This window comes from Azospirillum endophyticum (assembly GCF_016595245.1).
Taxonomy (GTDB): domain Bacteria; phylum Pseudomonadota; class Alphaproteobacteria; order Azospirillales; family Azospirillaceae; genus Azospirillum; species Azospirillum endophyticum.
Window position 1 is genome coordinate 408,641 of record NZ_JAENHM010000030.1, and the last position, 19,746, is coordinate 428,386.

Below are 19,746 nucleotides of genomic sequence, written 5' to 3' on the forward strand. Positions count from 1 at the left end.
CTGGGCGGGGGAGGGGACAAGGGTTTGTGCGGAAAAGTGCTTTCGGGAAGAGCGGCGGCAGTCCCTCCCCCGCCCAGCGGGGGAGGGTTAGGGTGGGGGTCTAACTCCCCACCCAAAACCCAACCCCTCACAGGAACCGGTTGTTCTTCGGGAAGCCGTTCGGCGGCATCTTGCCCTGGCCGGCGCGGTCGCCCATCCAGCCGGTCAGGTCGTGGACGGTGAAGTTGCGCTCGCCGTTCTTCCAGGTCAGCCCGTCGGCCAGCGTGAAGGTCTTCACGTCGGCGACGCTGGCGTCCTTGTATTTCTGCAGCTGGACGCCTTTGCCGCGGGCCAGCACCGGCACCTGCTCCAGCGGAAAGACCAGCATCTTGCGGTTGTTGCCGATGATGGCGAGCGTGTCGCCGGTCACCGGCTGGCAAATGCGGGCGGACTTGCCGTCCTCCAGGTTCAGGACCTGGCGGCCGGCACGGGTCTGGGCCAGAACCTCCGCCTCCTCGACGCGGAAGCCGCGGCCGTCCTCCGACACCACCAGCAGGGTGCGGCCGGGCTGGTGGCGGAACAGGTCGACGATGTCGACGTCGTTGCCGAGGTCGATCATCAGCCGCACCGGCTCGCCGAAGCCGCGGCCGCGCGGCAGCTTGTCGACGCCGATGGTGAAGAACTTGCCGTTGCTGGCGAAGACCAGAAGCTTGTCGGTCGTCTCGCAGCGCTCGATGAACCCGCGCGCATCGCCGTCCTTGTACTTCACGTCCTCCGCTTCCGCGTCGGTCAGGTGGCCGCGCACCGTGCGGATCCAGCCCTTGGCGGAGCAGAGGACGGTCACCGGCTCGCGCTCGACCAGCGCGTCCAGCGGCACCTCGATCACCGTCGGCGCGTCGGCGACGTCGGTGCGCCGCTTGCCGAGCGCGCCGCTGCCGAACTTCTTCTTGATCTCGGCGACACTCTCGGCGATGCGCTTCCAGCGCAGGGCCTCGTCGCCCATCAGCTCCAGCAGGCCGTTCTTCTCCTTGGTCAGCGTGTCGTGCTCGCGCCGGATTTCCATTTCCTCCAGCTTGCGCAGGTTGCGCAGCCGCATGTTGAGGATGGCGTCGGCCTGCACGTCGGTCAGGGTGAAGGCGCGGATCAGTTCCTGCTTGGGCTCGTCCTCCTCGCGGATGATGCGGATGACCTCGTCCAGGTTCAGGTAGGCGGCGAGATAGCCGCCGAGAACCTCCAGCCGGTGGTCGATCTGCTTCAGCCGGTGGTTGGACCGGCGGAGCAGCACCTCGTGCCGGTGGTCGAGGAAGGCTTGCAGCACCTCGCGCAGGTTCATCACCCGCGGCACATGATCGGCGCCCAGCACGTTCATGTTCATCGAGAAGCGGATTTCCAGGTCGGTCGCCTGGAACAGCGAGGCCATCAGAACCTCGGGATCCACGTTGCGGTTCTTCGGCACCAGGACGAGACGCACGTCCTCCGCCGATTCGTCGCGCACGTCGTCCAGCAGGATCAGCTTCTTGGCCAGCAGCAGCTCGGCGATCTTCTCGACCAGCCGGGCCTTCTGCACCTGATAGGGCATTTCGGTGACGACGATCTGCCAAGTGCCCTGTCCCAGCTTCTCCACCTCCCAGCGGGCGCGCAGGCGGAAGGCGCCGCGGCCGGTGCGGTAGGCTTCGACCACGTTCTGCGGCGATTCGACCAGCACGCCGCCGGTGGGGAAATCCGGGCCGGGCATGAAACCGACCAGCGTCTCGATCGAGGCGTCGCGGTGCTTGATCAGGTGGCGCAGCGCGTCGCAGATCTCGCCGACATTGTGCGGCGGGATGTTGGTGGCCATGCCGACCGCGATGCCGCTCGACCCGTTGGCCAGCAGGTTGGGGAAGTTGGAGGGCAGCACCGCCGGCTCGTCGCCGTCGCCGTCATAGGTCGGGCGGAAATCGACGGCGTCCTCGTCGATGCCCTCCAGCAGGGCCTTGGCGACCTCGGTCAGCCGGGCTTCGGTGTACCGCATCGCTGCGGCGTTATCGCCGTCGATGTTGCCGAAATTGCCCTGGCCGTCGACCAGCGGATAGCGGACGGAGAAATCCTGGGCCAGCCGGACCAGCGCGTCGTAGACCGAGGTGTCGCCGTGCGGATGGAACTTGCCGATCACGTCGCCGACGACGCGGGCCGATTTCTTGGGCGGCGTCGTCGGTTCCAGCCGGAGCTGGCTCATGGCGAACAGCAGGCGTCGGTGCACCGGCTTCAGCCCGTCGCGCACGTCGGGCAGCGAGCGGGACATGATGGTGGACAGCGCATAGCTGAGATAGCGCTCGCCGAGCGCGTCGGCCAGCGGCTTTTCCAGGATCTCGGAGGCGGGATTTTGCGGCTTCATGATCAGGTCGGTTTAGCAGCTTCAGCCGGAACGCGCTACCGCGTTCGCGTAACGTTCTCTCAAGCGCTCACGCGCGGGCGGCAGCGGCCCGTTCAGCACGTGGCGTTCCAGGAAATGCGCGGTCAGCCGCAGCCCGTCGGCCACCGCCGCCGGGCCGCCGCCGCCGCGCCCGGCCAGGAAGTCGGGCAGGGGGAGCAGCCGGTCGCGATAGGGTTCTCCCACCGATGCGGTCACCGCCCGGCCGGTGCGCGGGCTGACATAGGCGAGATAGTCGTTGGCCCCCGACACCGCACAGCGGTCGAGGTCGAGGCCGAAGCCGAGCTCCGCCAGCAGCCCGATCTCCCATCGCACATAGGTCTCGGCCCAGGCCGGCCCGTCCAGCAGGTCGAACAGGGCGAGCAGCCCGTCGAACAGGGCGGGGTGCGCCTCCCGCTCCGGCAATGCCGCTTCCACCAGCGCGCAGGCGCTGATGAGGGCGGCCAGCGTCTGGGCGTCGTCGAAGAAGTTGGCGGCATAGCCCTTCACCGGCTCCAGCGTGAAATGGCCGAGATGCTCCGGCAGCCGGCCGCGCCAGCGGGCGGCGACCAGCGTCCCCGGCTCCAGCGTGCCGCGTTGGCGGGACGATCGGCCACCCATCACCATGCCGCCATGCCGGCCGTGCTCGCGCGTCAGCAGGGTCGCGACGGCGGACCCTTCGCCCTGGGGGCGGGCGGACAGAACGATTCCCTGGTCGGACCAATCCATCGGTGCCGGTCGCATGAGAGGTGGCGAGCTATCCTAATATAGGAAAAAATCTCGCAGAGGAAACCCTCCGCGAGGGGGGGCACCCACATGCTTGGAGCATTTATGGTTTCTTCACCAGAACGCCCATAGCATCGGCACCTCAACGGTGGGGAGTCCCACCGATCGCTGACCGCCAACGGGTCCGACGCGTGGTCTTGAACACCAACATCGACCGATATCTTCTGGCGGAAAAGGCCGGAACCGAAGGCGTCTGGGATTGGGATCTGCGCAGCGACACGCTGTATCTCTCCCCCCGCTTCAAGGATTTTCTCGGACTGCCGCCGGGCGATCCCAGCCGGGAAACCAATCGGCCGAACGATTGGCTGTCGCTGGTCCATCCGGAAGACGTCGACTGGCTGCACGCCTCGTTCGAGGCGCAGATGGTCGGCCTGTCGGTCCCGTTCCAGATCGAACACCGCGTCCGCCGCGCCGACCTCACCGCCGATTCCGCCACCGAATCCAAGGCGAACCCGCACTGGCGCTGGCTGGTCTGCCGTGGCATGGCGGTGATGGACGACGCAGGGGAGCCGGTCCGGCTGGTGGGCTCCGTCGCCGACATCACCGACCGCAAGCATGCCGAGCGCGAGCTGCGTCGCAGCGAGGAGCGCTACGCGCTCGCCGCCGCCGGGGCGGCGGACGGGCTGTGGGACTGGCATATCGACAGCGGCGAGATCTACTACTCGCCGCGCTGGAAGGCGATGCTGGGCTTCGAGGACGCCGAGATCGGCGGTACCGTCGCCGAATGGTTCCAGCGGGTCCCGCCCGGCGATCTGGATGGGCTGCGCACCGCGATCGAGCTTCATCTGAGCGGCGAGCGTCCGCATCTGCAGCATGAATTCCGCATCCGCGACAAGTCCGGCGCCGAGATGTGGATGCTGGTGCGCGGGCTGGCGGTGCGCGACGACAAGGGGGCCGCCATCCGCATGGCCGGCTCGATGACCGACATCACCGCGCGGAAGAAGGCGGAACAGCAGATTCTGTTCAACGCCGTCCATGACGGCATGACCGGCCTGCCCAATCGCACCCTTCTGCTGGACCGCATCGGGCAGGCGCTGGACCGCAATCGCCGTGTCGGCGCCAGACCCTTCGCGACGATCATCATCGACCTGGATCGCTTCAAGGCGATCAACGACGCGCTGGGCACCAGCGCCGGCGATCGCGTGCTGCGCATCGTCGCCAAGCGGCTGGATGCCAGCCGTCGCGTCGGCGATACGCTGGCCCGCCTGTCGGCGGACGAGTTCGCGGTGCTGATCGACGAGATGGACGATGCCGGCGACGCGCTGGCGGCCGCGGAGCATATGGCCCGCTCCATCTCCCGCCCGGTCACGCTGGAAGAGGGGCATGAGTTCGTGTTGACCGCCTCCATCGGCGTGGCGCTGAGCCAGACCGGCTATGATCGGGCGGAGGACATGCTGCGCGATGCCAGCCTTGCCATGTACCGCGCCAAGAGCGGCGGGCGGGCCCGCATCGACGTGTTCGACACCAACCTGCGTCGGCAGGCGATGGCCGCCATGCGGATGGAGGCCGACCTGCGTGCAGCCCTGGAGCAGGGTCAGCTCTGCCTGCATTACCAGCCCATCGTCCTGCTGGAGACCGGCGCCATCGCCGGTTTCGAGGCGCTGATGCGCTGGAACCATCCGGAACGCGGGCTGGTCCCGCCGGTGGAGTTCATTCCGCTCGCCGAGGAGACCGGGTTGATCGCGCCGATGGGCCGCTGGGCGCTGGGCGCGGCGGTGCGGCAGCTCGCGGCGTGGCAGTGCCGCTTCCAGCGCCCCACGCCCCTGTTCATGAGCGTCAACGTCTCGACCCGCCAGTTCCGCGACGACGACATCGTCGGCGCGGTGCGCGATCTGCTGGACGTGGTGCCGATCCCGCCGTCCAGCCTGAAGCTGGAGTTGACGGAGAGCCTGCTGGTCCAGGATCCGGACGAGTGCCGGATGCTGATGCAGAGCCTGCGCGACATGGATGTCCGCCTGTCGATCGACGATTTCGGCACCGGCTATTCCTCGCTGGCCTATCTGCACAAGCTGCCGGTGGATGTGCTGAAGATCGACCGCAGCTTCGTCAAAGCGGTGTCGACGGGGGAGGGCAACGCCGCCATCGTCCAGGTCATCGCCGGGCTTGCCACCATTTTGCGGCTGGACGCCGTGGCGGAAGGGGTGGAAACGGAGGACGAAGCGGTGTATCTGCGCGGTCTGTGCAAATACGCCCAGGGCTACCACTTCGCCCGTCCGGCCCTGCCGGAGGCGGTCGAGCGGCTGTTGGCCGCCGAAGACGAGCACATCGCCTTGCCAGCACCGGCCTGAAGCCGCTGCGAGCCGTTTTTATTTGGAGTTCGCGTGATGTCCGACCGCAACTGCGGTGAATGCACCCTGTGCTGCAAGCTGATGGGGGTGCCCGAGCTGAAGAAGCCTTCGGCCAAATGGTGCGCATCCTGCGACCAGGGCAAGGGCTGCTCGATCTACGAGGAGCGGCCGCAGTCCTGCCGGAACTTCCAGTGCTTCTGGCTGATGGACGAGAATTTCCCCGACGAGTTCCGCCCCGACCGCATCCATGCGCTGGCCGCCTTCAACGACGTGAAGGACAGCTGTGTCCTGCATGTCGACCCCGCCAAGCCGCGCGCCATGGGCAGCCCCGAGGTGCAGGCCCTGACCGACGCGCTGCTGAAGGTCTATTCGAAGGTGTTCTTCCTCTGCGGCAAGGAAAGCGCGATGATGCAGCGGTAAGGGCGGGGCGAAGTTGCGGGGCGGAGTTCCGCCCCGAAGTCCTTCCCTCCCGACGTCCTTACCCCCCGACTTTCTTTACCGCTGAAGCCCGCTGTTGTGGATGCTCACGGCGTCGCCGATCCCGGCGGCCAGCGTGCGGGCGACGCAGTCGTAGCCGAGGTCGTTCTGGTGGACGCCGTCCGGCCCGATCAGGTCGGCCATGGTCATCCCGCGGGTCTCCACCAATGCCCGCATCACCTCGAAGCGGTGGAACAGGCCGACATGATTGTCGGTGGCGATCCCGGCGATGCGGGCCAGCATCGGGGCGACCCCGGCCTTTTCCAGCATCTTCGGGGAATATTGCAGGTCCATCAGCACGACGTCGACCCCGGCGGCGCGCAGCCGCGCCACGCCCTGGCGGACCGCCCGCTCGCTGAGACCCTGGTCGCCGTCGCGCAGCACCGTGTTGGCGCCGATCTGCCAGATCACCAGATCGGGCTTGGCGCTCAGGGCGTCGGCGTCGATCCGCTTTTCGGTCTGGTCGTCGGTCTCGCCGTTGATCCCGCGGTTCAGCACCGCGATGTCCGCGCCGCGGAACTGCTCGCGCAGGTAATGGGCGAGCCGGGCCGGATAGGCCTTGTCCGGCGATGTCGCCCCGGCACCGGCGGTGGAAGAGGAGCCGATGGCGACGATCCGGATCGGCGTGCCGGCCGCGATGCGCTGCGACAGTTGCGGCAGGGGTGCCGACAGGGCCGTCTCGCCGCGCGGAAGCTGGCAGCTTGCCGACGTGATGGGATCAGCGGCCAGGACCGGGGTGGAAACGGCGAGGGCGGCGATCAGGGACAGGATGCGGACGGCGTAGGGCAGAACACGACTCAATTGCTCGCTCCGGTGCGCCGGCCGATCGACAGGGGGTCGATCATCGTCGCGACGCTTTGCGCCAGCAATTGTCCGATGCATTGGTGAACGAATTCATAAGAACGCCGCTTCGCCTCGTCCGACTCGTCGGCGAAATCGACCCGGCCGTCCTCCACCCAGTACCGCATGATGTCGTAGCGGGGAAAGTGGAAGACGTCCGAACTCTGGGCCAGCCAGGACATGTAGGACACGTAGGGGGCGGAGTCGATCAACTGCGCCGTGTGCATGCTGTACTGCATGTCCATGATGACGATATCGGCGCCGCGGCGCTGGACCTCGGCGATCCCGGATTGCAGCGCCGTGCCGAAGCTTTCCAGGTCCAGGCTGCGCATGGCGTCGACCGTTCCGGTCTGCCAGACGACCAGTGCCGGCCTCTGCGTTTCCACCGCCTGGGTCAGCGGGGCGACCATGGCGGGGGCCGCTTCGCCGGGGAGGCTCAGCACCGCGGTGCTGACCTCGCGGCCGGGCAGGCGGCGCTTCAGTTCGCCCTCCAGCCGGGCGGGATAGCCGACGACGCCCGGCTTGGACGCCGATTTGGCGGAATGGACGATCAGCACCGACAGCGGCCGCCCGGCGGCCAACTGCGCCGATACCCGCGGCAATCCGCTGCCGGGGGCGAGGACCGCCTCCGGCACGGCGCAGGCGGGATCGACGGATGGGGGCGCCGCGTCGCCTGCAAGGGTGCGATCGGGGGAAACGAGCAGCGCGGCCGCCAGCAGGACTGCCGTGACCGTCAGCATCAATCGCCTCCGCGCTCGCGCCATGCACGCCTCATGTGCCCATTTTCGTGGTGGCCGCAACCCGGTGGCGGCGCGACCGCTCCGCCGACTGGTACCAGTTCAGGAAACGCGCCATCAGCACCATCGCGGCGATGCCGAGCACGGTAACAAGGAACTGGGCGGAAAGCGAGCCGCTGACATGGACGAGCACGGTCTGCCCGGCGAAGGACAGCAGCACGCCCAGGCAGAACACATGCAGCGACTGCCGGCCGCAGGCGAGCACCGGGGCGGCCAGCGACCCGCGCAGCCAGGACGCCCCGGCCGGCACCAGCCACAGCACCAGATAGACCAGGGCGAAGAAGTGCAGCAGGCGCAGCGGGTCGAGGTCGGTCTTGCTGATCGGATAGAGGATCTCGGTCAGCGACACCGGGATCAGCGCATGCAGCGGCGCGAATTTCCAGGACAGCGTCAGGAACAGGCTGGCCAGCAGGACCGCCCCGGCCGCCACCGCCACCGGGCGGCGGAAGCGGGTCAGCACGGCCCTGAGATCCGGCTGGAATTGCAGCGACGCGCCCAGCAGGAAGAGCAACTGCCAGGTGAAGGGGTTGAAGTACCAGACGCCGCCATCCGGATAGGTGGGGAGGTTCCATCCCCATTGCCGGGCCGCGAGATAAAGCGCGGCGGACCCCGCCAGCACCGCGGCCGGCCGGCGGCGCAAGGCCGGCAGCAGCAGCGGGAAGGCCAGCAGGAGGACGATGTAGAGCGGCAGCACGTCCAGATTGGCCGGCCGGAACTTCAGCAGGATGGCCTGGGTCAGGGCGGTGACCGGATCCTGGAAATAGCCGGCGATGCCCATTTCCTCGGCGAACAGCGGGCTGTCGAAGGCGCGGGCGGTGTAGGCGATCTGGGCGGTGTAGGCGAAGAACAGGATGATGTAGGTGGCGTACAGCGTCCAGCAGCGGTGCAGCACCTGTGCCGCCGCCATCGGCAACCCCTGTCCGTCCAGCGTCCGGCCATAGACCAGTGCCGCGGTGTAGCCGGAGATGAAGACGAAGATCTCGGTGGCGTCGCTCAGCCCGAAATTTCGTGGGGTCGCCCACGAAATCTGGTTGGCCGGGATGTGGTTCACGAAGATGAACCACAGCGCCAGCCCCCGGAAAAAGTCGAGCCGCAGGTCGCGCGCGGCCGCCCCGTTCCCGCCGGCCGCCCCGGTCGCCTCCTTCCCGGCCGCCTCCTTCATGAATCCGTCTTTCATGGCCGCGTCCTTCATGGCCGTCCAACCCGCAAATGCCTGCTCCGCCCTCATCAACACTCCAAACCGCCCCGTTTCCCGGCGGCGCTCCTGGCAAAAGATGGGGGTGGCGCCGCCGGAGTCGAGAAGTTTGGTGTCGAATGTGATGCCGGCTGCCGTCAAGGCCGTGGTTGAACGGAACCCGCGGCTTCGCGCCGCAGCCTTAAACCTCTGAAATACAGACTTCAATTGCCGTTCACACTTGATCCCGACCGTTTGCTTCCTGCATAATCCGGACAGCAAAAGAAAGCTGGGGCGGATCGACCGAAAGGTCGGCGGCAACCCGGATGGCCGGGAGGAAACGCACCGCAACGCCGGAAGACCGCAGCTCCGGGCGGCTGGCTCGCTGCGCCGGCGCCCATCGGACTCGCGGTCTCCCGCGGTGCGCCGTCCGGGTCGGCCGAGCGTGCATCCCACTCATTCCCGCTTTCCCCGCTCACCCGGCGTCGTCCGGTCCCGTGAGGGTCGTGGCATGCCCGGGTGTCGGGTCGGCTTCCCTTGTAAAAGGGCATCGGCCGGCTTGGTGAAAAGAACAGATAACGAGAATGGACAAGGGAGCTTCTGGATGAAACGTCGTGCATTTCTGACCTCCGCCGGCGTGGGCGTCGCCGCCAGCACGCTTGCCGCCCCCGCCATCGCCCAGTCCGCGCCCGAGATCAAGTGGCGTTGCGCCTCCAGCTTCCCGAAGAGCCTCGACACCATCTACGGCGGTGCGGAGTTCGTGGCGAAGCGCGTGGCGGAGCTGACGGACGGCAAGTTCCAGATCCGCGTCTTCGCGGCTGGCGAGATCGTTCCGGCCTTGCAGGTTCTGGACGCGGTCAAGGACAACACGATCGAGTGCGGCCACACCGTCTCCTACTATTATGTCGGCAAGGATCCGACCTTCGCCTTCGACGCGGCGATGCCGTTCGGCCTGAACGCCCGCCAGCAGAACGCCTGGATGAGCCATGGCGGCGGCAAGGAGCTGATGGCGGAGTTCTTCGCCGGCCACAACCTCGTCTCCATCGGCGCCGGCAACACCGGCACCCAGATGGGCGGCTGGTTCCGCAAGGAAATCAAGACGGTCGAGGACCTGAAGGGCCTGAAGTTCCGCATCGGCGGCTACGCCGGCACCATCATGGCCAAGCTGGGCGTCGTGCCGCAGCAGATCGGCGGCGGCGACATCTATCCGGCTCTGGAGAAGGGCACCATCGACGGCGCCGAATTCGTCGGTCCCTACGACGATGAGAAGCTCGGCTTCCAGAAGGTCGCCAAATACTACTACTATCCCGGCTGGTGGGAAGGCGGCCCGCAGGTCTCCATGCTGTTCGGCAAGGAGAAGTTCGAATCGCTGCCGCCGACCTACAAGGCGGCGCTCCAGGCGGCCTGCGCCGACGCCACGCTGGACATGCTGGGCAAGTACGACGTCCAGAACATGACGGCGCTGAAGCGCCTGGTCGCCAGCGGTACCCAGCTCCGCCCCTTCCCGAACGAGGTGATGCAGGCCTGCTATCAGGCCGCCATCGAGGTCTACGAGGACGAGGCGGCGAAGAACGAGAAGTTCCGCAAGATCTACGACGCGTGGAAGAAGTTCCGCGAGGAGGAGTATCTGTGGTTCCGCGTCGCCGAATACAGCTTCGACCGCTTCGTCTACGCGGCCCCGCCGCTTGAGAAGAAGAAGTAGGGGCATTAGACCCCCACCCTAACCTCCCCCGCTCTCGCGGGGGAGGGGATTGGTGATTGTTCGGGAGAGCGGCGGCAGTCCCTCCCCCGCCCAGCGGGGGAGGTTAGGTGGGGGCATTCGAAGCCGAGGACTTCCTCAAACCTCGATCACCAGCCCATCGTAAGCCGGCTCGACACCCTCCGGCAGAATCCGCCGCAGGCTGTCGTAATCCATCGTGTTGTCCATGTGGGTCAGATAGGCCCGCCGCGGTTTCACCCGCGCGATCCATTCCAGCGTCAGCGCCAGATGGGCATGCACGGGGTGGGGCGGCTCGATCCGGCCGCAGTCGACCATCCAGGTGTCGACTCCCGCCAGCGCCTCGAAGGCGCGGTCGTCCAGCCGCACGACGTCGGTCGAATAGGCGAAGCTGCCGAACCGGTAGCCGACCGTCCGCATATAGCCGTGGTCCTGCTCGAACGGCGTCACCTCCAGCCCCTTCACGCGGAACGGCCCGTCGATCCGATGGGCCTTCAACACCGGACGATAGAAGGGATAGCCGTCCGGCAGCGGATCGAAGCAGTAGGGAAAGCGCGTCTCGATGTCGCGCAGATGCTCGTCCCAGCCATAGGCGTCGATCGGTGCATGCATCTGCCGGCAGATCTCGCGCACCTCGTCGATGCCGTGGCAGTGGTCGGCATGCTGGTGCGTCCACAGCACGGCATCCAGCCGCGAGCAGCCGCTGTCCAGCAACTGCTGTCGCAGGTCGGGGGAGGTGTCGACCAGGACAGACACGCCGTCCTGCTCCACCAGCACCGATGGGCGCATGCGCCGGTTCTTGCGATTGGCGGGGTCGCAGCGGCCCCACTGGCCGCCGGGAATACCGGCGATCACCGGCACGCCGCGCGACCCGCCGCAGCCAAGGACGGTCACGCGCATCGCGACGGATGATGCGCCGTCACCTGTCATGCAACGGCCTTGTCGAACAGGCGGAAGAAGTTGTCGGTGGTGGCGCGGGCCAGTTCCTCCGCCGACACCCCCTTCACCTCCGCCACGCAGGCGGCGGTATGGGCGACATAGGCCGGCTCGTTGCGCTTGCCGCGGAAGGGGATCGGCGCGAGATAAGGCGCGTCGGTCTCCACCAGGATGCGGTCGAGCGGCACGTCCTTCACGATGGCGCGCAACTCTTCCGACTTCTTGAAGGTGACGATCCCCGACAGCGACAGGGTGAAGCCGTATTCCACCGCCTCCTCCGCCAGGGCCCGGCCGGAGCTGAAGCAGTGCAGCAGCCCCTTCACCGGTTGCCCGGCGGCTTCCTCCTTGACGATGCGCATGGTGTCGTCGTCGGCGTCGCGGGTGTGGACGATCAGCGGCAGGCCGGTCTCCAGGCTGGCGCGGATGTGCCGGCGGAAGCACTCCCGCTGCTGGTCGCGCGGACTCTTGTCGTAGAAGTAATCGAGTCCCGTTTCGCCCAGCCCGATCACCTTGGGATGGCGCGACAGCTCCACCAGCGTGTCCACCGTGGTGATGGCGAACTCCTCCGCCGCCTGATGGGGATGGACCCCGACGGTGCAGAGGATGTCGTCATAGCGCTCGGCCACCGCCAGGATGCGGTCGAAGCGGCTGATGTAGGTGCAGATGGTGACCATCCGCCCGATGCCGGCCTGCCGGGCGCGGTCGACGACCGCGTCCAGCTCTTCGGCGAAGTCGGGGAAGTCGAGATGGCAATGGCTATCGACGAGCATAGGGGAGAACTCAGGCCTTCGGTTCTTCGACGTAGCGCGGGAAGACGCCCTGCGGCGTCGGCAGCGGCGTGCCGGCCACCAGTGCCCCCGACGGCCCCAGCGTGCCGAAGCCGCGCGCGTCCGGACCCAGCGCCAGCAGGTCGAGGATCCGGGCGGAGGCGTCGGGCATCACCGGCTGGGTCAGGATGGCGAGATGGCGGATCGTCTCGGCCAGCACGTATAGCACGGTCGCCATGCGCGCCGGGTCGGTCTTCTTCAGCGCCCAGGGGGCCTGTTCGTCGACATAGCGGTTGGCGTCGCCGACCACGGCCCAGATGGCGTCCAGCGCCTTGTGGAAGGCCTGCGCCCCGATCTCCGCCCGGACGATGTCGAGCATGCCGTAGGCGGCGCCGAGCAGCGCATTGTCCGCCTCGGTGAAGGCGCCCGGCACCGGCACGGCGGCACCGCAGTTCTTGCCGATCATCGACAGGACGCGCTGCACCAGGTTGCCGTAGTCGTTGGCGAGATTGCCGTTGATCCGGTTGACCATCTGCTTGTGCGAGAAGTCGCCGTCGTTGCCGAACGGCACTTCGCGCAGCAGGAAATAGCGGGTCTGGTCGAGGCCGTAGGTGTTGACCAGCGAATCCGGGGCGATGACGTTGCCGAGCGACTTCGACATCTTCTGGCCTTCGATCGTCCACCAGCCATGGGCGAACACACGGCGGGGCGGCTCCAGGCCGGCAGCCATCAGGAAGGCCGGCCAATAGACGGCGTGGAAGCGCAGGATGTCCTTGCCGACCATGTGCAGGTCGGCCGGCCAGTATTTGGCATAGTCGCCGGTGGTGTCGGGATAGCCGACGGCGGTGATGTAGTTCGCCAGCGCGTCGAGCCAGACATACATGATGTGGGCGTCGTCGCCCGGCACCGGGATGCCCCATTTGAAGGTGGTGCGGCTGACCGACAGGTCCTTCAGGCCCGACTTGACGAAGGACATCACTTCGTTGCGCTTGCCGGCCGGCGCGATGAAGTCCGGGTTCTGCTCGTAGAACTCGATCAGACGGTCCTGCCAGGCCGAGAGCTTGAAGAAGTAGGACGGCTCCTCGACCCACTCGCACTCGGCGCCGGTCGGGGCGATCTTCCTGCCCTCGGCATTGGTGGTCAGCTCGTCCTCGCCATAGAAGGCCTCGTCGCGAACAGAATACCAGCCGGCGTAGGAGCCGAGGTAAATCTCGCCGCGATCCTTCAGCACCGTCCACAGCGCCTGCACCGAGGCGACGTGGCGCGGCTCGGTGGTGCGGATGAAGTCGTCGTTGGAATAGTTCATCAGCGAGACGAGATCGCGGAAATTCTGCGACACCCGGTCGGTGAAGTCCTGCGGCGGGATGCCGGCCTTCTCCGCCGACTTCTCCACCTTCTGGCCATGCTCGTCGGTGCCGGTCAGGAACTTCACGTCATAGCCGTCGAGGCGCATGAACCGGGCGAGGACGTCGCAGGCGAGCGTCGTGTAGGCGTGGCCGATGTGCGGCACGTCGTTCACGTAATAGATCGGCGTCGTCAGGTAGAAGGTCTTCGGCCCGGCCATTTACGGCACTTTCTTCAAGTAGGTTTACCCGGCAGGTTCTGAAATACCGCTAGGCGGCTGCCGTTTCCAGCGCCGCCAGGGCGTTCAGGACCACCTGCTTGCGGTCCAGGTTCGCGGATTCCGCGCGCGCGAAAAGACGCTGAACCTTTTCCCACACCTCCACCCAACGTTCAAGACCGCGGGCGTTGGCCAGACGGGTCATCAGGGCGGCCTCGCCCGGCACCACCTCCGCCGGCCAGGACCCGCGGGCGAGCGACCGGGCGAAGCGGGCCAGCCACCAGACCAGCAGCTCCGTCGCCGTCTCGAACATCCCGTCGTCCTGTTTGCGGGTCAGCTTGTCGCCGAAGGCGTGCGCCGCGACGATGTCGAGGCGTGGCAGGTCGGACAGCAGCCCGATCATCTCGCGGTAGAGCGCCAGCCCGCCGGCGTCGGCGAGGTCGATGGCGCGGCCGACGCTGCCTTCCGACAGCCGGGCCAGCGCCGGGCGGTCGTCGGCGGCGATGTCCGGCCGGTGCTGCCCCAGCAGGTCGATGACGGTGTCTTCCGCCAGCGGCTTCAGCGTCAGCTTGCGGCAGCGCGAGCGGATGGTCGGCAGCATGCCGCCGGGGTTGTCGCTGACCAGCAGCAGCAGGGCGCCGGGCGGCGGCTCCTCCAGGATCTTGAGGATGGCGTTCAGGCCGCTGAGATTCATGCGGTCGGCGCCGTCGATCACCGCGACACGCCAGCCGCCTTCCGCCGAGGTGCGGCGCAGGAAGGGGCCGATCTTGCGCACGTCGTCCACCGCGATGTCGCGCTTGAGCCGGTCCTTCTTCTCGTCACGCTGGCGCTCCACCGTCAGCATGTCGGCATGGCCGCCCGACGCCACCCGCCGGAACACCGGATGGTCGGGTGAAATGTGCAGCGACGTCACCGGAGCGGCACCACCGAACAGGCTGTCGCCGGGCGGCTCCTGGGCCAGGACGAAGCGGGCGAAGCGGAAGGCCAGCGTCGCCTTGCCGATTCCCGGCGTGCCGCCGATCAGCCACGCGTGCGGCAGCCGGCCGGAATTCCACGCCTCCAGCAACAGCCGCTCCGCCTCCTCATGCCCGACGAGGTCGGGGTTGCGGCGGGGGGCGAGCGCCTCCTCCGCGGCCGGAGCGGCGGTTGCCGATGTGCGCGCCTTGCTCATGACGCCTGCCCGCGGGGCAAATCCAGACGGCTCGACACCGCGTCCCAGATGCGCGCCTGCGCGCCGTCCGGGTCGGAATCGGCGTCGACCACCGCGCAGCGCTCCGGCTCCCGCCGGGCGATGTCGAGGAAGCCGTCGCGCAGCCGCTGGTGAAAGCCGATGTCCATCCGCTCGTAACGATCTTCGCCGCCGTGGCGGGCCACCGCGCGGCGCAGGCCGGTCTCGACGTCGATGTCGAGGATCAGCGTCAGGTCGGGACGGAATCCCCCCAGCGCCGCCGTCTGCAAGGTCTCCACCAGTTCGCGCCCCAGCCCCAGCCCATAGCCCTGATAGGCCATGGTGCTGTCGAAGAAGCGGTCGCACAGCACCCAGGTCCCCGCTTCCAGCGCCGGCCATACCGTGCGCTCCAGATGGTCGCGGCGGGCGGCGGTGTGCAGCAAGGCTTCGGTCACCGCACTCCAGCGGCCGGTCTCGCCGGTCACCAGCAGGCCGCGGATCTCCTCCGCCCCCGGCGAGCCGCCCGGCTCGCGCGTCGTCACCAGCCCGACGCCGCGGGCGCGCAGCGACGCGCCCAGGGTCTCGGCCAGCCGGCGCAGCTGCGTCGACTTGCCGGCCCCTTCGCCGCCTTCCAGCGTGATGAAGCGGCCACGGCCTGCGGAAGCGGCGGGAGCGGTCGGCATGGTCGTCACGGTCACAGGCTGTTGCCGAAGACGAGATACTTGGCGGCGGCGAAGGCGCGGCCGACGAAGCCGGCCTTCGGCACGTCCTGGGCGGCCACCACCGGCACCTCCTTGCCCGGGAAGCCGGGGGCGGTGATCACCAGCTTGCCCACCGTGTCGCCCTTCTTGATCGGGGCGGCGACCGGCGCGCTGCTGACCAGCGCCACCTTCATGCCGGGACGGTCGGCGCGGGCCATGGTGACGCTGGTGTTCTGCGGCACGGTGACCGGGACCGTTTCCTGCTCGCCCAGCCAGACCGGCACCTGTTCGATGGTCTCGCCGTCCTTGTAGAGGGTGTAGGAGGCGAACTCGCGGAAGCCCCACTCGATCAGCCGGGCCGATTCGTCGGCGCGGGACTGCATGCTGGGCAGGCCGTTCACCACCAGCAGCAGCCGGCGCCCCTCACGCTCGCCCGACGCGGTCAGGCCGTAGCCGCCGGCGTCGGTGTGGCCGGTCTTCAGCCCGTCGACATTCATGTTGCGGTAGAGCAGCGGGTTGCGGTTGCCCTGGGTGATGCCGTGATACTTGAACTCCCTGATCGAATCGTACTTGTAGAATTCGGGGAAGTCCTTGATCAGCCGCTCGGCCAAAAGGGCCAGGTCGCGGGCGGTCATGTAGTGGTTGGGGTCGGGCCAGCCGGTCGCGTTGGCGAAGTTGCTGTTCTTCAGCCCCAGTTCCCGGGCGCGCTTGGTCGCCTGTTCGGCGAAGGACTGCTCCGACCCGGCCAGCCCCTCGGCCAGCACGATGCAGGCATCGTTGCCGGACTGGACGATCATGCCCTTCAGCAGGTCGTCGACCTTGATGTTGTTGTGAAGCTCCACGAACATCTTGGAGCCCTGCATCCGCCAGGCGCGCTCGCTGACCGGCAGCGTGCTTTCCAGCGTCAGCCGGCCGCCCTTGATCGCCTCGAAGACCATATAGGCGGTCATGATCTTGCTCATCGACGACGGCGCCATGCGCTCGTCGGCGTTCTTCTCGAACAGCACGGTGTTCGAGGTCAGGTCGACCAGGATCGCCTGCTTGGCAATGGTGTCGATGGTCGCGGCTTGGACCGAGACCGCGGTGAAGCCGGCGCCAATCGTGGCCCCGGCCATCGCAATTCCGGCCGCGACAGCAGCGGAACGGCCGAAAGCGGCGCACAGGCGGACGACAACAGCGTTCATGGCAACAATCCTCCAAGGGCACTCGGTACAGGCGAAAGGTCACTGGCGCTCCGCCGGGGAAATTCGGCGGAGCGGCCGGAATGGGGGTCGGGTGGCCGGATCAATCCACCACGATTTTGGCCTCCGTAAGGCCGGCCTGGATGATCTGGTTCAGCAGGCCGTCGGCCCGGTCCACGCTGTCCAGCGGTCCGACGCGGACGCGGTGCAGGGTCATTCCGGCCGACCGCGTCTGGCTGACGCTGGCGCGCTGGCCGATGGCGGACAGGCGCGCCCGGGCCTTCGCCACGTTTTCCTCGCTGCCGAAGGCGCCGATCTGCACATAGATGGCTTCATGGGCCTTCACCGGCAATTGCGCGACGACCGGCGCCGGCACGAAACGCCCCTCCGCCATGCTGCCGGCGACGGTGGCGGGCGGCGGGACGGGTACGCCGACCACGGCGGGGCGGGGCGAGCCGGTGGAAGCGGCCAGCGCCGTCACCGGTCCGGACGCGCCGCTCACCTCGATCCGGCCACGCGGGGCGGCCTTCGGCGGCGGGCCGTCGATCTCGGCCAGCAGCGGGGCGGGCGTGCCCTGGCGCGCGGCGGCGGCGATGGCGCGGCTTTCCTCCCCCAGGATCTGCACGCGGACCTTGGCGGTGCCGGGGCCGTCGAAGCCCAGCAGCTGGGCGCCGCGGCGCGACATGTCGATGATGCGGCCATTGGCGTAGGGACCGCGGTCGTTGACGCGCACCACGATCGACCGGCCGTTGTCCAGGTTGGTGACCCGCACCAGGCTCGGCATCGGCAGCGTCTTGTGTGCGGCGGTCAGCTCGTTCTGGTCGTAGATCTCGCCGTTGGCGGTGTTCTTCTCATGGAAGCCGGGGCCGTACCACGAGGCGATTCCGGTCTCGTCGTAGCTGAAATCTTCCTTGGGATAATACCAGACACCGTTGATCTGATAGGGTTTCCCCACCTTGTAGATGCCGCTGGTCGGAAGCCCTGGGCCGGTGCCGGCGGGCTTCTGCGCGCAGGCGGCGAGCGTTGCCACGCCGACCAGCACGACGACCCTGCTCACCTTGCGCCAGCGACGCATCCCGCGAATTCCTTCCATCCCCGCCCCGGCCCGACCGTCGGGGCGGCGGCACTCTAGCGGAGTGGCACCGCTGCGCCAATGGCTCGAACGCGGCGGTGGTTACGATGACACAGCCCGGCTCCGGCCGCTTCGCTCAAGGGGCCGGGAACAGGCTTTCGGTGCGCCCCATCAGTCGATAGGCGGTCAGCCCGATCCATTCGCGCACCGCGTCGTCGAGGATCACCAGATTCTGGCCGAACTCGAAGCGCAGCAGCGGTCTGGCGCCGGTTCGGGTGCGGTAGTCGACCGGATAGGGGATCACCTCCCACCCGATGGAACGGAAGATGCCGACCGACCGCGGCATGTGCATGGCGGAGGTGACGAGGACCCAGCGTTCCCCCGGTGCCGGCTTGACCATCTCCTTGCTGAAAACCGCGTTTTCCCAGGTATTGCGCGATTCCGCCTCATAGGTCACGCGATCGGCCGGGATGCCGGCCTGGGCCAGCGCCGCGCGGGCGGTGACGTCCTCCTTGTACTCCTGGCCGAGCAGCCGGCCCGATCCGCCGGTGAAGACCGCCTTGGCCTCCGGATGGCGGCGGACGAGGTCGGCGAAGCCCAGGATGCGCTCGGCCGCGTCGTTCAGCGACGGATCGCCGCGGTCGGCGGTGATCGGCGGGTTGAGGGCGCCGCCCAGCATGATGATGCCGTCGATCCGTCCCTCCGGCTCCTCCCGCGGGAAGCGGTTCTCCAGCGGCAGGGCGACCAACGCGCCCAGACCCGTGTACATGACCAGCAGCAACAGCACCGCCGCCAGCGTGACCAGCCGCCGGCCGGCGCGCTGCCAGCGCTTCGTCCGCCACAGCACCGACCCCACGGCCACCGCCAGCACCAGCGCATTGCCGGGCGCGAAGACGCCCCACAGCAGCTTCGACAGGATGAAGGACAGCACCGGAACGCTCGCGATGGTGGACGGGGAGGCGGAGCATAAGCGGGGCGGTCGGGGAAGGGCAACCATGCTCCCTCTCCCGTCCCGGGAGAGGGAAGGGGCCCAAGCGAAGCTTGGGAAGGGTGAGGGGTGATCCAAGGAACCAGGTGCCTGATACTTGGAATCCCCCTCACCCTCCCCACTTCGTGGGTCCCCTCCCTCTCCCGGGGCGGGAGAGGGCGGTTATCGCCATATGCAATAGCCCCCGGCGCCGTCAGCCGTCGACCGGCGTGCACAGCTCCACGAGCGTGCCGTCGGGGCAGCGGACGAAGGACACCGTCTGTCCCCAGGGCATCGACTTGGGCGGCGCCAGTTCGCCGGCGCCGGCGGCCAGAGCCGTGGCGTGCGCCGCCTCGACGTCGCCGGTGACCAGGGCGATCTCGGCGCCCAGGGGTTTCTCGCTGGCGCTGGCGAACACATAGCCGGCGGGGTGATGCGACAGGGCCAGCTCCTGGCTGGCGAAGGACAGGGTGGTGGCGCCGGTCTCCAGTTCGCCATAGTCCCCCGTCTCGGCGAGGAAGCGGCGGTCCAGGCCGAACGCCTTCTCGAAGAAGGCCAGCGAAGCCGCGACGTCGGGAACATAGAGGATCGTATAGGCGAACTTCATGGGGGCTCTCATTGGTCGGGGTGACGGGGTGCTTGAAATTCGAACCGCTTTGGATCGGCCCTCATCGTGAGCTTCTCTCGGCCGTCATTCCCGCGAAGGCGGGAAGATGGTCTCACGCTTGAAGCGCAACGGAGAGATTTTTAGAGAATAGATCATCTGGCGTGAAGAAGTCGAGGCACTCACGCGGTATGGAATTGATCCAATCCGCGTGAGCCTCAACCTCTTGCGAAGTTGTCTCGGCGAGGTTTGTCTTCCTGGGTAGCTTGCGTCTCAGCCGTCCGATCGTGTTCTCGACGCCGCCTTTCTGCCAGGGTGCGTGAGGGTCGCAGAAGTAAGTTT

At 67.7% G+C, this 19,746-nt stretch carries 18 protein-coding genes; 3 read left to right on the plus strand and 15 right to left on the minus strand.

Going from position 1 to position 19,746, the window contains the following annotated elements; genetic code table 11:
• Positions 1-127 precede the first annotated feature (127 nt).
• Positions 128-2,353: a DNA topoisomerase IV subunit A gene (gene parC / locus JHL17_RS11395; protein WP_200193105.1), complete on the minus strand. Its 2,226-nt coding sequence runs from the start codon at positions 2,351-2,353 to the stop codon at positions 128-130.
• Positions 2,354-2,374: 21 nt separating this feature from the next.
• Positions 2,375-3,097, minus strand: a complete 723-nt coding sequence (recO, locus tag JHL17_RS11400) for a DNA repair protein RecO (protein WP_200193108.1) — start codon at positions 3,095-3,097, stop codon at positions 2,375-2,377.
• A gap of 188 nt (positions 3,098-3,285) precedes the next feature.
• On the opposite strand from recO, the gene JHL17_RS11405 reads away from it, so the two are divergent.
• Both JHL17_RS11405 and JHL17_RS11410 read left to right on the plus strand, forming a co-directional pair.
• Positions 3,286-5,442 (plus strand): sensor domain-containing protein, encoded by a 2,157-nt coding sequence (locus JHL17_RS11405; RefSeq protein ID WP_345773783.1) that lies wholly within the window; start codon positions 3,286-3,288, stop codon positions 5,440-5,442.
• 36 nt (positions 5,443-5,478) lie between these two features.
• Positions 5,479-5,862 carry a hypothetical protein gene (locus tag JHL17_RS11410; protein WP_014248010.1) on the plus strand — a complete coding sequence of 128 codons (384 nt, stop codon included), beginning with the start codon at positions 5,479-5,481 and terminating at the stop codon, positions 5,860-5,862.
• 75 nt (positions 5,863-5,937) lie between these two features.
• Here JHL17_RS11410 and JHL17_RS11415 read toward each other — a convergent pair whose 3' ends face one another.
• Genes JHL17_RS11415 through JHL17_RS11425 form a run of 3 tightly spaced genes read right to left on the minus strand, consistent with a single transcriptional unit; the run spans position 5,938 to position 8,733 of the window.
• Positions 5,938-6,720, minus strand: coding sequence for an SGNH/GDSL hydrolase family protein (locus tag JHL17_RS11415; protein WP_247893455.1), 783 nt, complete (start codon positions 6,718-6,720; stop codon positions 5,938-5,940).
• Positions 6,717-7,499, minus strand: a complete 783-nt coding sequence (locus JHL17_RS11420) for an SGNH/GDSL hydrolase family protein (RefSeq protein WP_200193110.1) — start codon at positions 7,497-7,499, stop codon at positions 6,717-6,719. Before JHL17_RS11420 ends, JHL17_RS11415 begins: the two co-directional genes overlap by 4 nt.
• Positions 7,500-7,530: 31 nt before the next feature.
• Entirely contained in the window at positions 7,531-8,733 is a 1,203-nt protein-coding gene (locus JHL17_RS11425) for an OpgC family protein (RefSeq protein ID WP_247893456.1), read from the minus strand.
• A 601-nt stretch (positions 8,734-9,334) separates the two neighbouring features.
• Here JHL17_RS11425 and JHL17_RS11430 point away from each other — a divergent pair.
• Positions 9,335-10,432 (plus strand): TRAP transporter substrate-binding protein, encoded by a 1,098-nt coding sequence (locus JHL17_RS11430; RefSeq protein ID WP_042697643.1) that lies wholly within the window; start codon positions 9,335-9,337, stop codon positions 10,430-10,432.
• A gap of 135 nt (positions 10,433-10,567) precedes the next feature.
• Here the strand turns inward: JHL17_RS11430 and JHL17_RS11435 are convergent, their stop codons facing one another.
• The 10 genes from JHL17_RS11435 to JHL17_RS36810 all read right to left on the minus strand — a co-directional run.
• Positions 10,568-11,347 carry an MBL fold metallo-hydrolase gene (locus JHL17_RS11435; RefSeq protein WP_247893457.1) on the minus strand — a complete coding sequence of 260 codons (780 nt, stop codon included), beginning with the start codon at positions 11,345-11,347 and terminating at the stop codon, positions 10,568-10,570.
• Positions 11,348-11,373: 26 nt separating this feature from the next.
• Positions 11,374-12,153, minus strand: a complete 780-nt coding sequence (locus tag JHL17_RS11440; RefSeq protein WP_200193115.1) for a TatD family hydrolase — start codon at positions 12,151-12,153, stop codon at positions 11,374-11,376.
• 10 nt (positions 12,154-12,163) lie between these two features.
• On the minus strand, positions 12,164-13,714 hold the full coding sequence (metG, locus tag JHL17_RS11445) for a methionine--tRNA ligase (protein WP_200193117.1): 1,551 nt from the start codon (positions 13,712-13,714) through the stop codon (positions 12,164-12,166).
• A gap of 49 nt (positions 13,715-13,763) precedes the next feature.
• Positions 13,764-14,882 carry a DNA polymerase III subunit delta' gene (locus JHL17_RS11450; RefSeq protein WP_200193119.1) on the minus strand — a complete coding sequence of 373 codons (1,119 nt, stop codon included), beginning with the start codon at positions 14,880-14,882 and terminating at the stop codon, positions 13,764-13,766.
• On the minus strand, positions 14,879-15,562 hold the full coding sequence (gene tmk / locus JHL17_RS11455) for a dTMP kinase (RefSeq protein WP_200193121.1): 684 nt from the start codon (positions 15,560-15,562) through the stop codon (positions 14,879-14,881). Before tmk ends, JHL17_RS11450 begins: the two co-directional genes overlap by 4 nt.
• 11 nt (positions 15,563-15,573) lie before the next feature.
• Positions 15,574-16,764, minus strand: a complete 1,191-nt coding sequence (locus JHL17_RS11460) for a D-alanyl-D-alanine carboxypeptidase family protein (RefSeq protein ID WP_200193123.1) — start codon at positions 16,762-16,764, stop codon at positions 15,574-15,576.
• A 100-nt stretch (positions 16,765-16,864) separates the two neighbouring features.
• Complete coding sequence (locus JHL17_RS11465) at positions 16,865-17,836, minus strand: septal ring lytic transglycosylase RlpA family protein (protein ID WP_200193125.1); 972 nt, start codon at positions 17,834-17,836, stop codon at positions 16,865-16,867.
• Positions 17,837-17,969: 133 nt separating this feature from the next.
• Complete coding sequence (locus tag JHL17_RS11470; protein ID WP_200193127.1) at positions 17,970-18,830, minus strand: YdcF family protein; 861 nt, start codon at positions 18,828-18,830, stop codon at positions 17,970-17,972.
• A gap of 184 nt (positions 18,831-19,014) precedes the next feature.
• Entirely contained in the window at positions 19,015-19,407 is a 393-nt protein-coding gene (locus JHL17_RS11475) for a VOC family protein (RefSeq protein WP_200193129.1), read from the minus strand.
• A 112-nt stretch (positions 19,408-19,519) separates the two neighbouring features.
• Positions 19,520-19,746 (minus strand): IS30 family transposase (locus tag JHL17_RS36810; RefSeq protein WP_211113383.1); only part of this gene is annotated, 227 nt, incomplete at its 5' end.

What these genes read in the sequence shown, in the direction of transcription:
- parC (WP_200193105.1), bottom strand. Translation starts at nt 2,353, where the DNA reads ATGAAGCCGCAAAATCCCGCCTCCGAGATCCTGGAAAAGCCGCTGGCC.
- recO (WP_200193108.1), bottom strand. Translation starts at nt 3,097, where the DNA reads ATGGATTGGTCCGACCAGGGAATCGTTCTGTCCGCCCGCCCCCAGGGC.
- JHL17_RS11410 (WP_014248010.1), top strand. Translation starts at nt 5,479, where the DNA reads ATGTCCGACCGCAACTGCGGTGAATGCACCCTGTGCTGCAAGCTGATG.
- JHL17_RS11420 (WP_200193110.1), bottom strand. Translation starts at nt 7,499, where the DNA reads ATGCTGACGGTCACGGCAGTCCTGCTGGCGGCCGCGCTGCTCGTTTCC.
- JHL17_RS11425 (WP_247893456.1), bottom strand. Translation starts at nt 8,733, where the DNA reads ATGAAAGACGGATTCATGAAGGAGGCGGCCGGGAAGGAGGCGACCGGG.
- JHL17_RS11430 (WP_042697643.1), top strand. Translation starts at nt 9,335, where the DNA reads ATGAAACGTCGTGCATTTCTGACCTCCGCCGGCGTGGGCGTCGCCGCC.
- JHL17_RS11435 (WP_247893457.1), bottom strand. Translation starts at nt 11,347, where the DNA reads ATGCGCGTGACCGTCCTTGGCTGCGGCGGGTCGCGCGGCGTGCCGGTG.
- JHL17_RS11440 (WP_200193115.1), bottom strand. Translation starts at nt 12,153, where the DNA reads ATGCTCGTCGATAGCCATTGCCATCTCGACTTCCCCGACTTCGCCGAA.
- metG (WP_200193117.1), bottom strand. Translation starts at nt 13,714, where the DNA reads ATGGCCGGGCCGAAGACCTTCTACCTGACGACGCCGATCTATTACGTG.
- JHL17_RS11450 (WP_200193119.1), bottom strand. Translation starts at nt 14,882, where the DNA reads ATGAGCAAGGCGCGCACATCGGCAACCGCCGCTCCGGCCGCGGAGGAG.
- tmk (WP_200193121.1), bottom strand. Translation starts at nt 15,562, where the DNA reads ATGCCGACCGCTCCCGCCGCTTCCGCAGGCCGTGGCCGCTTCATCACG.
- JHL17_RS11460 (WP_200193123.1), bottom strand. Translation starts at nt 16,764, where the DNA reads ATGAACGCTGTTGTCGTCCGCCTGTGCGCCGCTTTCGGCCGTTCCGCT.
- JHL17_RS11465 (WP_200193125.1), bottom strand. Translation starts at nt 17,836, where the DNA reads ATGCGTCGCTGGCGCAAGGTGAGCAGGGTCGTCGTGCTGGTCGGCGTG.
- JHL17_RS11470 (WP_200193127.1), bottom strand. Translation starts at nt 18,830, where the DNA reads ATGGTTGCCCTTCCCCGACCGCCCCGCTTATGCTCCGCCTCCCCGTCC.
- JHL17_RS11475 (WP_200193129.1), bottom strand. Translation starts at nt 19,407, where the DNA reads ATGAAGTTCGCCTATACGATCCTCTATGTTCCCGACGTCGCGGCTTCG.